General features: G+C 70.7%; 13 protein-coding genes. 8 read left to right on the top strand and 5 right to left on the bottom strand.

All coding sequences use genetic code 11. From position 1 onward, the window contains the following. Window positions 1-428 precede the first annotated feature (428 nt). Window positions 429-1,259 (bottom strand): DUF4344 domain-containing metallopeptidase, encoded by an 831-nt coding sequence (locus ABD236_RS26250; protein ID WP_344077566.1) that lies wholly within the window; start codon window positions 1,257-1,259, stop codon window positions 429-431. A gap of 476 nt (window positions 1,260-1,735) precedes the next feature. Then, a complete protein-coding gene (locus ABD236_RS26245) occupies window positions 1,736-2,731 on the bottom strand; it encodes a hypothetical protein (protein ID WP_344077563.1) in 996 nt (331 codons plus the stop codon). A gap of 405 nt (window positions 2,732-3,136) precedes the next feature. Here ABD236_RS26245 and ABD236_RS26240 point away from each other — a divergent pair, with 405 nt between their 5' ends. The 4 genes from ABD236_RS26240 (at window position 3,137) to ABD236_RS26225 (ending at window position 7,142) form a co-directional block, all read left to right on the top strand. Further along, window positions 3,137-4,009, top strand: coding sequence for an MmyB family transcriptional regulator (locus ABD236_RS26240; RefSeq protein ID WP_344077561.1), 873 nt, complete (start codon window positions 3,137-3,139; stop codon window positions 4,007-4,009). Beyond that, window positions 4,006-4,236 (top strand): hypothetical protein, encoded by a 231-nt coding sequence (locus ABD236_RS26235; RefSeq protein ID WP_344077559.1) that lies wholly within the window; start codon window positions 4,006-4,008, stop codon window positions 4,234-4,236. Before ABD236_RS26240 ends, ABD236_RS26235 begins: the two co-directional genes overlap by 4 nt. Before the next feature lie 477 nt (window positions 4,237-4,713). Next, window positions 4,714-5,976, top strand: coding sequence for a ParA family protein (locus ABD236_RS26230; RefSeq protein ID WP_344077557.1), 1,263 nt, complete (start codon window positions 4,714-4,716; stop codon window positions 5,974-5,976). Then, window positions 5,973-7,142, top strand: coding sequence for a ParB/RepB/Spo0J family partition protein (locus ABD236_RS26225; RefSeq protein WP_344077555.1), 1,170 nt, complete (start codon window positions 5,973-5,975; stop codon window positions 7,140-7,142). The genes ABD236_RS26230 and ABD236_RS26225 overlap by 4 nt, the downstream gene beginning before the upstream one ends. A 209-nt stretch (window positions 7,143-7,351) precedes the next feature. Here ABD236_RS26225 and ABD236_RS26220 read toward each other — a convergent pair whose 3' ends face one another. The 3 genes from ABD236_RS26220 to ABD236_RS26210 all read right to left on the bottom strand — a co-directional run bounded on the left by ABD236_RS26220 (window position 7,352) and on the right by ABD236_RS26210 (window position 10,577). After that, entirely contained in the window at window positions 7,352-8,392 is a 1,041-nt protein-coding gene (locus ABD236_RS26220) for an MBL fold metallo-hydrolase (RefSeq protein WP_344077553.1), read from the bottom strand. Window positions 8,393-8,552: 160 nt separating this feature from the next. Further along, on the bottom strand, window positions 8,553-9,623 hold the full coding sequence (locus tag ABD236_RS26215; protein WP_344077551.1) for a hypothetical protein: 1,071 nt from the start codon (window positions 9,621-9,623) through the stop codon (window positions 8,553-8,555). A 276-nt stretch (window positions 9,624-9,899) separates the two neighbouring features. Then, window positions 9,900-10,577: a transcriptional regulator gene (locus ABD236_RS26210; RefSeq protein WP_344077548.1), complete on the bottom strand. Its 678-nt coding sequence runs from the start codon at window positions 10,575-10,577 to the stop codon at window positions 9,900-9,902. A gap of 267 nt (window positions 10,578-10,844) precedes the next feature. Between ABD236_RS26210 and ABD236_RS26205 the strand changes: the two genes are divergently transcribed. The 4 genes from ABD236_RS26205 to ABD236_RS26185 all read left to right on the top strand — a co-directional run bounded on the left by ABD236_RS26205 (window position 10,845) and on the right by ABD236_RS26185 (window position 14,531). Then, window positions 10,845-11,768 carry an MmyB family transcriptional regulator gene (locus ABD236_RS26205; RefSeq protein WP_344077546.1) on the top strand — a complete coding sequence of 308 codons (924 nt, stop codon included), beginning with the start codon at window positions 10,845-10,847 and terminating at the stop codon, window positions 11,766-11,768. A gap of 104 nt (window positions 11,769-11,872) precedes the next feature. Then, the gene (locus ABD236_RS26200; protein WP_344077544.1) at window positions 11,873-12,586 is read left to right on the top strand and encodes an alpha/beta fold hydrolase; all 714 of its coding nucleotides are present in this window, start codon (window positions 11,873-11,875) and stop codon (window positions 12,584-12,586) included. A gap of 1,325 nt (window positions 12,587-13,911) precedes the next feature. Continuing rightward, window positions 13,912-14,163, top strand: coding sequence for a hypothetical protein (locus ABD236_RS26190; RefSeq protein ID WP_344077540.1), 252 nt, complete (start codon window positions 13,912-13,914; stop codon window positions 14,161-14,163). After that, on the top strand, window positions 14,160-14,531 hold the full coding sequence (locus ABD236_RS26185) for a fic family toxin-antitoxin system, toxin component (RefSeq protein WP_344077537.1): 372 nt from the start codon (window positions 14,160-14,162) through the stop codon (window positions 14,529-14,531). The genes ABD236_RS26190 and ABD236_RS26185 overlap by 4 nt, the downstream gene beginning before the upstream one ends. The last annotated feature ends 234 nt before the right edge of the window (window positions 14,532-14,765 follow it).

The raw sequence follows: 14,765 nt of genomic DNA, 5'->3' as shown, positions 1-14,765 counted from the left end.
ATAGGAGCTTGAGTCGCTTCAGTCGCTGTCCGGGTGACCTCACCCCGTCTGACCTGCGATTTTGTGGCAGCGACTGAACAGCTACTGAAGCACTTACGGTCGCTCGCTTCAGTAGCTGCGGGAACAAAACGCCCAAACCGCCTTCACCCTTACCTCCGGTAACAGCGACTGAAGGCCTCCGCAGCGACTGAACGGCAGCGACCGAAGCCCTCCCGGGCTCAGCTACTCAAGCGACTGAAGCGACCGAGCCCCGTACCTGTGCCCACGACTGGTCCGGGACACGCCAAAAGGTCCGGGCCTCAGTCGCTTCGGTCGCTTCAGTCGCTACGCCCACGGCTCCCCCCACCCGCCTCCGCGCTCCCTGGGCTGTCTTTTGGCCTTGAGTCGCTCCGGTCGCTCCGGTCGCTTCAGTCGCTGGGGGCAGCGACCTAACCGAGACGTTTCTGCCAAGCCTCGCGCACTCCGCGCCACTCCTGCCCGCAGCGACCGGCCCGCTCACGGGAGAGCAGCCTGGTGCCGACCAGGTCGGTGTTGCGGGCCGGGTCGGCACCGTAGAGGTAGCAGAGGTGGCGGGTGGCACGGTCGAGGTCCGAGGAGTGCTCGTCCCGCGCCCCGGCGCCGCTCGCGGTATCCGCGTCCCCGGCCGCCGACAGCTCGTACTCCCGGGCCGCCGCCCGCAACTGCCGCTCCCCCGCCGCGCCCCGCCGGATCAGCATCAGCGCCGCGAACTGGTCCGCCGCGTCCTCCTCGGCCCGGTCGCCCAGGTCCAGGCCGAGTACGTCGGCGAGGGCGTGCCCCGCTTCGTGGAAGGCCGTCTCCGTCAGCACGGCCTCGACCTCCTCGTCCGCCGGGCGCGCCCCCGCCCCCGCGAACAGGGCCCGCTCCTGGGCCACGTCGTCGTAGCAGACCTCGATCCGCCGGGCGTCGGGGGCGTATCCGGAACCTTCCCCTCCACAGGAGCGGCCGACCACCTCCACGCCCGGGCCGAGCCGTTCGGCGGGAACGAACCCGGCGAGGTCGGCCGAGGCCCGTTCCAGGATCCGGTGCCCGCGCAGGAAGGCGGCGTCGGTCCGGTCGGGGGCGGCGGGCGGCTCGTAGCGGACGGAGAAGCCCGCACGGGAGGCGGAGGCACTGGCGCCGCCGTCGGGTGCGTCCGAGGCGGTGGAAGGCCCGCAGGCGGCCGCGCACAGGGCCAGCAGCGCCGCCGCGAGGACCCGGACGCGTACGCCACTGCCCCGACCGCTCCCCCGCCAACCCATGGGCCCATCAAAGGCGCTGAAGGATCGTTTCGCCAGCGACTGGGGGAAAGCGACTGGGGGAATCGGGGGTGTTGGGGGCGTTGAGGCCGCCCCAGAGTCTTCGGGCGACCGTCCGCGCCCGCACAGCCGGACAGGGCGGCGGAACGGACGCCGTACACGCCGGCGCTGGGCACGGGAGGCGTGCCGAGACTCGGCAGCGTCCGGGCATCCCGGCTCGGACACCCGGCCCCGCACGATGCCCGGCAGAACCCGGTGAGAGGCCCTGCACTGCCGGTTCTGGCATGCGCGCGGATGGCAGTCCCCCGTGACAGCGGACGTACGGACCGAAGTCGCCCCAGGCTGCGGACGCCTCCGATCGGCCGGGCTCAGCATGCAACAGAGCACACCGCGTTTTCTCCCGACGATTTTTCCGCCGAAAACCGGTGCGGCCAGTGGTACGCATCCCCCACCCCACCAGCACCGTCACACGCCATCGATCACACGTCGTCGATCAGCCGCTCCGCCGACAGCGCCCAGCGGTAGGTGAGCTCCGCCAGCGTCGACACCTGCCACAGCTCCCGCAGTTTGCCGATCTCCTTCGAGAGCGTACGCAGCCCGATCCCCAGCCGCTGCGCCGTGATCCGCTGCTCGATCCCCGCGGCCGTGTCCCGCAGGATCTCCCGCTGCAACCGCGTCGTACGCGCCCCCGCCGCCACGTCCGAGGCCCTCGGATCCCCGTGCCAGATCTCCGCCCGGCGCCACTCCTGGTCGAAGCCCTCCGCCATGTACGCCACGGCCGCCCGGTCCAGGACGTGCCAGGCCGCGTGGCTGGGCACCGAGTTCACGATGTGGTCCGAGACGAACGCGGTGCGCCGGTCCACGATGATGCACCGCTGGAACGGGCCGATCAGCGTACGGAACTGCGCCCCCTTGCCCGTCATCACCCGCGCCCACCGCCGCGTCGCCTCGTCGTCGCGCACGCTGTCGCGGTAGAGCGTGCGCACACTCACCCCGCGCTCCAGCGCCCGGCTGTCCCGGTCCATCGCGATCGCCAGCAGCTCGGCCGAGCGCGGCCCGCCCGGCTGGGCCGTGAGCAGCTCGCTCTGCGCCTGGCTGATCGCGTGCTCGATACGGGCGTTGACCAGCCCCGGCTCCGTCAGGAACTCCGAACCGCGCCCCGAACGCCACTTGGCCCGCTCGAAGTGCACGCTCAGCTCGTCCGCGTCCTCGGGTATCGCCGCCATCCGCGCCGCCCGCGCCACCATCTCCCGCAGATCCGCGTCCAGTTGCCGCCGAGCCGCCTCCTGCGGGTCCAGGGCGATCGGGATGTCCGGCAGATCCGCGTCCACCGCCACCAGCCCCCGCTCCCGCAGCCGCGCGAGCACCGGCCCGTCCTCGGGCGTCAACGGCTCATGGCGGGTTATCCGCCCGTACAACTCGACCGCCTCCGGCGGCAGACGGTCCGTCCGCCGTGCCGGATTGTCGCTCTCCACCTGGTTCGCCCCCGTCGGCGCACTTGCGTGTATACGCCCGGCGCACACACGCAACCGCCACCGCTTGATCGCCATCTGTCCGACCAGGCAGCGTACCGGTGGGCCTGTACGGCACCCGGCCCCGCCGGGGACACCGGCCCCCGGACCAGGCCGAAAACGCTCGCACAGCCGCCCGATGTTCGACACCCCTCCCCCGCCCCCCTCCTCATCACCACCGCTCACGCGCGTACGAGAGGAAGCCCCATGCAGTACGGCGAAGTCCCCACGGCACCACTGCGTCCCACCCGGACGGTCCGCGCCCGCAGGGATTCCGCCTGGGGCTGCTGAGCCCCGCACCGGCCCTGCTCACCAAGGCGGCCGCCACCCCTCGTACCGGGGGCCGCCCACGCATGGGGAACACGTTTCATGGACAAGGTTGCGCTGCGCGGCCTGCTGCGCGAACGCCGCGCACTCATCACACCCGAGAGCCAGGGCCTGAACCGGCCCACCCGCCAGGGCCGACGCGCCCCCGGCCTCTCCCAGGCTCAGATCGACCAGCTGCTGCACCGCGCCCCCGACACCTACGGGCGCCTGGAATCCGGCCGCTACGGCAACCCGCCCGCCGACCTCCTCGAAGACGTCGCCCGTCTGCTCGGCATGAACGAGCAGGAGTGGATCGCGCTATGGCGCTACGGACGCGGCCAGGACCCGCCGCGCCCCCTCGATCCGCGCTCCGGTGAGGAGATCCCCGGCGTGTGGCAGGAAGCCGTCGACGGCATCGCGCACATGGCGTACGTCCACGACCGCTCCTGGAACCTCCTCGCCCACAACACCGCCTTCGCCGCCCTCTTCCCCGACGGCCGCGCCCCGCACAACACCATGCGCTGGATGGCCCTGGACCGCACCGCCCGCTCGGTCCTCACCGACTGGGAGAACTCCTGGGCGCCCTTCGCCTTCCCTCATCTGCGCGGCGCCCTCGCGGCCGACCCGCACGACGAGACGCTCAAACAGATCGAGAAGGAAGTCCTCGCCGACCCTCTCTCCTCCCGAATCTACGAACGCGCCGGCGCCCACCTCCCCCTCGACGCCGACGAACGCCCCCTGCGCCACCTGACCCTGGGCCCCGGCTGGGTCACCCTGTGCGCGGCCCAGCCGATGGCCGCCCCCGGCGTCCGCATGATGATCCTGGTCTTCCACCCCGGCGAACCCCGGCGCCGAGCCCGCACCCCGATGCTCCGAGCAGACACCACAGACACCGCAGACACGGCAGGCACCGCAGACACCGCGAGGCACCCATGAGCGTCCTGGACCTGTTCCTCCTGCTGCTCTTCGTCGGCTGGACGGCCACGTCGGTGGCCCTCCTCACCGACTACCGCCTCCTACGCACCCGCCTCAGCCACCGCCACGCCCGCAACGACCCGTACGCGATCCGCCACCGCAGCAAGATCCTCGTGGCGTGGGGGTGGGGCGGCGTGGTGACGGGGGCGTACGGGGTGCTGGGGGTGTTGTACGTGGCGCTGACGTAGGGAGTGGGGGGGCAGCGACCTATCACGGCGTGATACCGGAGCTGCCCGGGGCCTATCACGCCGTGATAGCTGCCGAACCTCCCGCGAGCTATCACGCCGTGATAGCCAGCCGCGCCTCCCCTCCCGGCCGACCCCGCCTGGCTCGTCCCCTCAGCGATCTATCACGCCGTCACGCCGTGATAGATCGCGCGGATTCCCGGCAGCTATCACGGCGTGATAGGCGGCGACCAACACGGCACCTATCACGCCGTGATAGCCCCGCCTGCCTCCGGGACAGCCCCGCCCGCCTCCGCCGGCGGCCCGACCTATCACGGCGTGATAGCCCGAGCCGACCTATCACGCCGTGATAACTCCCCTCCCCCGCCACCCACTTCGCCCCTATTAGGCGCTTTCCTCCCCTTCGCATTCCTTCCCCAAGCCAGAAAACTAACGTGTCAATCCATCAATGGATCTTCGGCGTTAGTACAGTTACGTTCCATGACCTCACCCACCTCACCTGCACCCAGAAGCGACCGGGAGAAGGTCGTCTCGAAGCTCCCCCTGCGGCTACGCCAGGAGTTGAAGGTCCGGGCCGCTCAGCTCGGCGTCGACATCCAGGAAGCCGTCGAGACAGGCATCACGACCTGGCGCAGCCTCGGCTCGAACCTCTCCCCCATCGACACCGCCGGCGCCGAATCGTTCGCCACGTTCCTGCCCGCCGAGCAGTGGACCGGCTTCCGCACCGACTGCAAGGACCGGGGCGTCTCCCTCATCCAGGGCCTCGCCCAGTCCGTTCAGGTGTGGCTCGACCACCACCCCGCCCCCGCCGTGCGCCGCCCCGCGATCGTGCGCCGGATCGTCGTCTGCAATCAGAAGGGCGGCGTCGGCAAGACCGCCATCACCGCCGGTACGGGTGAGGCGCTGGCCGAGGACCCCACGACCCTCATGCCCGTACGCGTCTCCAAGCACTTCGCCGCGCTCCTCGACGACGGCGAGGGCGACAGCGGCAACGACCCCCTCGCCCTCGAAGACCTCCCCGGCCTCGGCCAGCGCGTCCTGCTCGTCGACTTCGACCCGCAGGGCCACCTGACCAAGCAGCTCGGCGAGGAACCGCTGCCGATGGGTGGCGACTCCCTCACCAACCACATGGCGGGCGACGCCAAGGGCGAACTGCGCGATGTCATCGTCGCCATCGACGAGGACCGTTTCGGCGACCGCCTCCACCTGCTGCCCGCGTGCACGGACGCGTTCCTCCTCGACGTACGCCTCGCATCCGTACGCGCCCGCGAAGCCGCCCTCGAACGGGCCCTCGCCCCGGTCGAAGCCGACTACGACGTCATCCTCATCGACTGCCCGCCCAGCCTCGGCCTGAGCATGGACGCCGCCGCCTACTACGGCCGCCGGCGCCCCGGCGAGGTCCCCGGCAACTCCGGCACCCTCATCGTCGTCCAGGCCGAGGACAGCAGCGCCGACGCCTACGACCTGCTGACGTCGCAGATAGAGGACATGCGCACCGACCTCGCCCTGGAGCTCGACTACCTCGGCATCGTCGTCAACCACTACGACGCCCGGCGCGGCTACATCGCCACCTCCTCCCTCCAGTCCTGGATGGACATCAAGGACCCGCGCGTCGTCGGCGTCATCGGAGACCTGAAGGAACAGAAGGAAGCGGTACGCGTCAAGCGTCCCCTCCTGTCGTACGCCCCGCGCTGCGACCAGTCCGTAGGGCTGCGTGCCCTCGCCCGGGAGATCAGCAAGTGAGCAGCAAGGCCAAGAACCTCGGAGCGGGATCGTCGTTCGGGCAGGCGCGCGCGGTCTCCGCCCGGCGCGCGGCGATCGGAGCCGCGACCGACGCCCCGACGGTCGGAGTCCCCGACCCCACCGAACTCCCCGTCGGCCGCATCAGCCAGAACCCCGACAACCCGCGCGAGGAACTGCGCGACCTGGAGGGCCTGGCGGACAGCATCCGTGAGATCGGTCTGGTGAACGCCATCACGGTCGCCTCCGTCGAGGCGTATCTGCGCGAGCGCCCCGAACGCGCCGACGACCTCGACCCCGACACCCGTTACATCGTCATCGACGGCCACCGCCGACTGGCGGCGGCCCGGCTGGCGGGGGTGGCGACGGTCCGGGTCAGCGTGGACAACGCCCTCGTCTCCACGGACGAGTCGCTCCTGGAGGCGGCGTTCGTCGCCAACGTCCACCGCGACGACATGAACCCGCTGGAGCAGGCGTACGCCCTGAAGAAGCTGGTGGAGTTCTACGGCTCCCAGAGCCGTGCCGCCAAGCGCCTCGGTATCGCCCAGTCCACGATCTCCTCCAAGCTGTCGGTCCTGGACCTGACCCCAGAACTCCAGGCCGACCTGGTCGAGGGCCGCCGCAAGGTCGAGCACGTACGCAACCTGTCGAAGTACGACGCCGAGGAGCAGCGAGCCCAGGCCGATGCCCGGGCGGCCGCGGCGGAAGAGCGCCGCGAGGCGAGCAGGCGGGCGGCGGACCTATCACGGCGTGATAGCCCGGGCCGGGGGAGCGGCTCGGAGAACGGAGATCTATCACGCCGTGATAGCTCGCCGAAGACGACGGAGACGGCAGAGGAGCGCGACCTATCACGCCGTGATAATCGCGAGCACGGGGCGGACCTATCACGCCGTGATAACCCCACCCCCGCGACCGCTTCCGCCCCGACACCCATGGCCTCCCACTCCCACTCCCACGGGAACGACCTCCCGGCCCCCCGCCCCGAGGCCTCCTCGGCTCCCGGCGCGCGGCCTGTGGTCAAGATGCCGTGGAACGACGGCGTCGCCTGCGCGGAGATCGCCATCTCACGGATGACCCCGGCGGAGCGCGGCCGGATGCTGGAGCGGCTCCAGGAGGAGGCCTCCCGGGAGAGGGAGGCCGTCACGACGGAACCGTCGACGACCGGCTGACGACGGTACGAGCCTCGGAGGGCTATCACGCCGTGATAGGCGGCAAAGGCCCTCGGAGGAGGAGCCGGATCATCACGGCGTGATAGGTCCAGCGGCCCCGCCGGGCAGCACCTGACCTATCACGCCGTGATAACCGCACCCACCCGCGCCCGCCCACCCGCGCCCGCCCACCCGCGCCCGCCCACCCCTTGGCGGGACCCGACCCGTCGTCAGCCCTCGACCACCGCCGCTGGCCCGTCCACCACCCCGAGCTCCGCCAGCCCCGCCACCAGCTCGGGCCGCCCGGCCACCGCCTCGGGCACGCAGTCCGGAGCGAGCCGGACCGCCGAAGCGAGCACCTCGACCAGGTTGATCGGTTCCTCGACGCCGTCCAGGTGCCGGTACTCCACCGCCGCGAGCACCGCCAGTCGCTCCCACAGCCCCAGCCCCGGCCGCCGGTGCTCCCGCAGCAGCACCCGCGAGGCCTCCTCGACGTCGACGCCCGCGCCGTGCAGCTCGTGCAGCCGCCCGCTCAGCTCCTCCATGTACGCCATGTACGCGCGCACTTCCGCCTGACCCACCAGCGGCCCGTGCCCCGGAACCACCACACGCGGGTCCAGCTCCAGTATCCGGCGGCACGCCTCGACGACACCGCTCAGCGGTCCCGCCCAGTGCACCGGCACGTCCCCGATGAACAGCACGTCCCCGGCGCACACCACCCCGCTCTCCGGCAGATGCACGATCAGGTCCCCGGCGGTGTGCGCGGGGCCCACCTCGTACAGCTCCACCGGCGTCGGCCCGACGAGCAGATCGAGCCGACCGCTGAACGTCAGGGTGGGAGCGGCGACTTCGAGGCCGGTGTAGTCGTACCGCCCGAAGTGGGCCAGCAGATACCGCTCGAAGGCGACCTCGTCGCGGCACCCGTCGAGCATCGCCTGCAACTGCCCGGGCGTCGGCTCCGCGCACAGATGGGCCAGGTTGGCGTCGGTACTGACGATCTCCGCGTCGGGGAAGAGGCCGTTGCCGTAACTGTGGTCGCCGTTGGCGTGGGTGTTGACGACGGTCGACACCCGGGCACCGGGCGCGGCCACCCGCTGGGCCGCAGTCGTCAGCGCCCGGGTCAGGGGAGCGGTGTAGGGGGTGTCCACCAGCAGGATCTCGGCGCCGGAGGTCACCACGACGCAGTTGGCCATGCCCCAGGTACCGGGGAAGTGCGGGAGCCACGCGTGGACTTGGCCGTTGAGCGGGACGAGTTCGGAAGGAATACGCATGCCCGCATTCTGCGCGGGACGGCTCGGACGCGGGGCGCCGGGGGAGGGGGACGGACGGGGGTCAGCCCGCGCCCCCCTGACGGGCTATCGACAATCGGCCGAGGTCCTGCGAACCCTGGTTGCCTATCACGGCGTGATAGGCAACCAGGACCGGTACCCGCTAGGAGGCCCTCCAGCCGGGATTGTCGCTGGGCGTCAGCGTGCCGAACAGCGAGGTGTAGGAGTAGCCCTGGGCGGCCGTCAGGACGTACGAGGGCGTGGTCCGCGCCACCGCGTCGTGCAGCCGGGCCAGCAGCAGATGAACGGGCGGCAGATCGAGCGAGAGCGCCCCCGCCAGCCGGGCGCGGCGCGCCGTGAGCTGGGGCTCGACCCTGCGCAGATCGTTTTCCAGGTACGCGGCCGCCGCCCGCATGGCCGTGAGACTGCCGCCCGCCGAGAAGCGCAGGCAGTCCTGCCAGCCCGGCAGCCCGATGATGATTCGGAGCGCGTCACCGAGACTGTCCGCGATGAGCCCGCCCTCACCTTCGGGGCTCGCGTACACGACGGCTCGCTGGTCGGCATCGGTGCCGCACAGGAAGTAGGTGCCGCCGACGTCGTCCCCGGCGAAGCCCTCCACCGGCGCGCCCGAGGCCGCCGTCAGCACCTCCCCGTGGTCACGGCACGACAGGTCGAACCCGCACAGCGCGTACATCGCCTCGGACAGGTCCGGGTGTCGGCGGAAGCGGGCCAGCAGCTCCTCGACCGAGGACACCGCCGGGCCGGGGCCGCCGTGCGGCACGGCGGCCCCGGCCGTATGGGGAGGGGCGGCCGCGGGGGAGAGGGCGCGCTGCACAGCACCCCTGCGGCAGGGGGCGGGCCGGTCGCGGCTATGGTGGCCCCGGTCGGGCGGCGGGGAGAACGACCGCCAGCCCGTCAGGGTCGCGGGCAGTTCCGAGCCGTCGTGGACGGGCCGCGCGCTGATGGAGACCGGGGTGCGCGCACCCCCGTCGAGCAGGCTCCACGTCTCGTACGCCCGTGCCTCGCCCGCCTCCTGCCGCGACCAGACGAGCCCTCCCGCGCCACCCCCCGGAGCGAGGAGCGGGTCGCGGCCCGACCCGTCGGCCGCCACCCGCAGATAGGCGTGCTCCGCCTGCCGCTGCGCTGCTGCCAGGCTGCTGAACAACAGCGCGCCCTCCCACCGCGGATCGCCCGACCAGCACGTCTCGTACACGACCACGACACTCCGGCGCATGAATCCCCCTTCTGTCCAACGCTCTTGCTGTGCTGCCGCGTTCAGCGCGAGACATGATGCCTATCGAAGGAGAGAGGAACCTGACCAGGAAACGGCGCTTCCGGAAAGGAGGTTTCCCAGCCAGAACCGGTCACGGCGAGAACCGGTCACTGGGCGCACCGGACGAGGAACCAGAACTTGCCATTGTCGCCCTCGCGGCGCACCGCAGCCTGCACACCGCACGGCCGCCGCGAACGTCCCTGGTGAGGAAGGGGGCAGACCACACCGGAAGGCCGTTCAGAGACCGGGGGAGGGGGCCCCTGAGGCCCCGGCGGACCCGGCGGGCCCCCCAGGGCCGGAGCCGTCAGGATCGGAGCCGAGCAGCGTCATCAGCGCCTCCAGCTTCTGCCGCGACAGCGCGCCGACCGCTCGGAAGGCATGAGCACGCACACCCCTGTCGTCCAGGAGCCGCTCCATCTCCCGCTCGGCGGACTGCCGTTCCAGCTCCTGGAGCCGCTCGCGCAATACGCGGGCCAACGCGCGGTCGGCCGGCTCGGTGAGCCAGCCCGAGTGCACCCGGAACCACTCGCTGATGCCGAGGACCGTATGGACGCTGGGGACGGCGGGGTGATCCGGCTTCCGGTAGGCCCGCAGCGCCTGAGGCGTGACGCCGATGCCCTGGGCGATCTCGGCCTGCGTATGCGCTGCCACCGCTTCCCCCAGGGGCCGCACCACCCCGTCGCCGCACCGCCTACGGGTCTCGATCAGGAGCCCCAGGCGCTGCTGCACGCGGGCCGCCACACCGGGATCCGCGACCCGCCGCCCGGCGAGCAGCTCCCGTACGTCCCCCAGCGGCACCCCCGAGGTGTACGAGAGCTCCGCGGCGTCCAGGACGTCCTCCGGCCGCCGCTCCAGCTCCTCGATCAGGGCCCGCACGCGGTCCAGCGTCGCGTCGAGCCCGCAGGCATCACTCACGGCACCCCCTTGTCGTACCACCGCGTCGCTCCTCAGAGGCCCGAGCGTAACGACTGCGGCGGCTTGAACCCACCCCTGAGGCAAAGCGGGCTTTCTCCCGAAGGAAAGTCTGGTTGACATCCGTTGCGGAAGGGTTGCAGGATCACGGAAAGAGGTGACGGAGCGTCAATAGGCCTGCGCAAAGCGGAACTTGAGCCGCCGGGTGGACCGCAGCGGCAGCGCTCCGAAGACCTCGCACACACGGGGACGGGAACGGGGACGAACACGATGGTGGGTACACACGAGGACTTAAGGACCAAGAACCCGGCACGGGCGAGAACAGCCGACAGGCCGGCCCGCCCCGACCCCCTCCAGGAGCTCATCCGTGGCCGCCGAAGCCGCCTCGGACTGAGCCAGGAGACCGTGGCCGAACGTCTCGGGGTCAGTTCGCGGGCGTACGGGAACTGGGAGCGGGGCCGGGTCAAGGAGTGGACCGACGGCAAACTCCACGCCCTCGCCGACGTCCTGGAGATGTCCGACTACCAGGTGGAACGCCTGTTCCGGCTCGCGGTCGGCCGCTTCCCCCGCGTACGGCAGCCCCCGGCCCACCCCGGCCGCACACCCGACAAGGCCGCCAGCGCCTTCCTCGCGGACTGCAACGTCATGATGGACGCGCTGTCGCTGCCCGCCCTCCTGATCAACCACCGCTGGGAGGTACGGGCCGCCAACCGCGCCTACCACGACCTGTTCACCGGCCTGAGCGCCCACCCGGGTGCGGACCCCGCCGCCAGCTTCCTGCGGTTCGGCCTCCTGCACCCCGAGGCGGGAAGCATCCTCGCCAACCACGCCGACTGGCGAATCTCCTTGCTCTCCGCGCTGGCGGGGGCACGGGAGCAGTACCCGCACGATGCCGGGCTGCGGGCCCTGCACACCGAGGTGCACCGCCGCCCGTCGCTGCGCGCGTTGTGCCGCGACTCCGTCGAGGGCTGCGCCCCGGACGACACGGGCGACCTCGCCCACTCCGAAGGCCCCCTGCGCGTACTGCGCCACCCCGACCCGCGCCGGGGCCTCCAGATCTGCCGCCTGGTCGAGGAGATCCCCACCCGCGCCCACACCCTGGGCCTGACGCGCCTCACCTTTGTGCTCACCCCGTTCGACTTCCCGGGCGTGGTGGCGCCGCCGCGTGAGCGCGTGGCCCGGAGGGTGGCATGAGGCCGGGCACGCCCGGCCCGGCTTCTTGAGGGCCCGGGAACCGAGGGCCTGTAATCGAAAGTATTTCCTGGGAGATCGTCAGGCTGCCCGGCTACGGTGCGGGCATGGTGAATTTCGTGCTGGTTGCCGGTGCACGGCTCGGGGCGTGGGCGTGGGGCGAGGTGGTGCCGTATCTGGGTGCGGCCGGCCACGGCGTCTATCCGTTGACGCTGTCCGGTCTTGCTGACAAGCGGGGTGTACCGGCGGGGCAAGCGACTCACGTCCAGGACATCGTTGCCGAGGTGGAACGCCAGGGGCTGCGTGACGTGGTCCTGGTGGGTCATAGTTACTCGGGCATCCCGGTCGGTCAGGCCGCGGAGCGGATCGGTGACCGACTGGCCCGCGTGGTGTTCGTCGACGCAAGTGTTCCCACTGATGGCGAGTCGTTTGTCTCCGCCTGGCCGGACGGCGGGGCGGCAGTGGAGGCATCGATCGCCGCGAACGGGGGGTTCTGGCCGCTCGCGCCAGCTGCTCATTACGACGGCGAAGGTCTCACTGATGAGCAGATCGCACGCCTCGTGCGTGGCTCGACGCCTCACCCAGGTGCCACGCTGACCGAGCCCGCTGTCCTGGCGGGGCCGCTCGGTGAACTTCCGGCGACATACATCCTGTGCGTGATGCCGGGGGCCGAGCCGGACGACGCTGAGCCGGACGAAGATGTGGCAGGGCTGTTGACCAGCAAGCACTGGCGGCTGGCCAAGATGGACACCGGCCATTGGCCGATGTTCTCCCAGCCGCGCGAGCTGGCGCAGATCCTCCTCGATGCTGCCGTGGAGTGAGAGCACCTTCGTTGGGGGAGGGTGGGGGTGTTGGTGGCAGCACCGGGGCGCGGATTTCCGGGTGCCGGTGGGACGCGCGCCTTCTTTTAAGTACCTAGGTTTTAAAGAACCGAAGAACCCGACCCGATCCCGACCGTTTGTCACCCTAATCATCCCGTTCACACGTTCGGGTGATGAGTTGTCGGCTATGCGGGTGGGTGGGGTACGGTCGCAACACGACCACCGGACATAGTTCGGCCCCCGGCAGGACGGCAATCCTGTTCGGGGGCCTGGGCCACACAGGAAGAATCCAGCTTCCATGACCTGCTTACAGCTTAACGCCAACTCCGGGGCGCAATCTGCGGGTTCCCCCGGAAGGGGGGTTCATCACATGCGGCATCGCCAGGGCGACCGGTTCACGGTAGTGGGCAATCATCTCAGTCAGCATCCGGATCTGTCGGCGACGGCGATCGGTGTGGCGGTCTACATCCAGTCGCTCCCGGACGGCGCTTCGGTGACTGCGAAAGCTCTGACCTCACGTTTCCGTGAGGGGGAGACGACGATCCGGCGGGCTCTGAACGAGCTGGAGGCAGCCGGGTACTTGGAGCGCCAGGTGGTGAGACTCGACAACGGTCGTCTCGCGACGCGCACGCTTTTCTACGACAAGCCCGGCTGCGGCCAGCTTCAGGCGCCCGAGGCACCCCAGCGACAGCAGCCGACCCGCCCGACCCCTGTGACGGGAGGGGAAGGCGACATCCGCCCCAGACCCGCCACGGGTCCGATGGAGTCACCGCCGCCGCCTCCGGTCGCTCTCAAGGAGCCACCTGACCCACCACCAGCGGCAGACACCACCTGCGGGGTCCTTGGACCCCGACAGCCTGCCTCTGCGGCCCCAAGGCCCGCGGCCTGTGTCACGCCCGCTACCCCGGCGTGGAGTCCGGCGATGGGCGTACTGGCGGGCCTGCGCGCCGTCGACCCGCGTCTGCTGCTCTCGGAGAGGGACATGGAGCACCTGGCAGCCGCTGTCGAGGAGTGGCTCGATCGTGGCGTGCCTCCGGCGCAGATCACCCGCGCGGTGACCGAGAGCCTTCCGCGTGACCATATCCGCTGGCCGGCCCGTTTCCTGGCCCACCGCCTGACCACCCTGCTCCCGCCGCCTCTGCCTGCCGGACCACAGCCGTATGACCTGGCGCCACTGGAGACCTGCGACGGCTGTGAACGAGCATTCCGTACCCGCACAGCAGGCGAGATGTGCGCAGACTGCCGCCGCCCAGGACCTTCGGGAGAAGCTCCATGAGGACCTTCCCTCACCTGATACCACCCTGCTACCTTGAAGTGTGGCCAATATGAGAAAGCAGACGCAGCTCCGTCTGGAGCCCGAGGTCCTGGCCGCTGGCAGAGAGGCCGCAGCGGCTCGGGGCCTGGACTTCACCAAGTACGTCGAGCGGCTGATCATTGAGGACACCACGGGTGCGCGTGCTGCGGGTATGGCTGCGGCACAGCGGCTGATTGACAGGCACGGAGCCTTCCTCGACGACCTGGAACGCGAACTCGATCAGCCGCCCGTCTCAGGCAAGCAGCCGGGTGCCGCTGCGTGATCCTCCATGTCGACGAGGCCTGGATCCTGGAGGTCGCCGAACGCGCCGGCAGCCGCGACCCCGCTGTGGACGACTACGGAGTGCCAACCGCAGCCGTCGCCCGCCACCGGGGCGAACTCCTGGACCACCCGCTCTACGACGGGCCCTACGCGCGCGCCGCCGCTCTGGTCCACACCCTGGGCCGGTGCCGCTGGCTGGAACACTCCAACCTCACCGTGGCATGCGCGGTCGCGGTGATGTACCTGGAAGCCAGCAACATCCCGGCCACCCCGACCCGCGACCAACTAAGAGCTCTGGCCTACGAGTTGAATACCTCAACCTGCACCGCAGCCACAATCGCCGGCCTCCTGCGGACATGGAAGGCCTGACGCCAGACCAAAGTCGGCCCCGCCAAAGCAATTTGATGGTAAGTCGTTTTTTTTGGAGGCTGCGGAGTGGGCACAGTTTGAGGAGCCAGCCGATCGAGGCCCCTACCTCAACTCCCTAGCCAGACTGAGGATTCGCGGAGCGAATTCCGATACGGGAAGGGAAACCGCGGAGCGGGTTCCCTTCCGGCCGATCGCGGAGCGATCGGCAATCGCTGCCGCGCGGAGCGGGGCAGG

The organism is Streptomyces crystallinus (assembly GCF_039521265.1).
Taxonomy (GTDB): domain Bacteria; phylum Actinomycetota; class Actinomycetes; order Streptomycetales; family Streptomycetaceae; genus Streptomyces; species Streptomyces crystallinus.
This window is presented reverse-complemented; position numbering and strand designations above follow the sequence as displayed.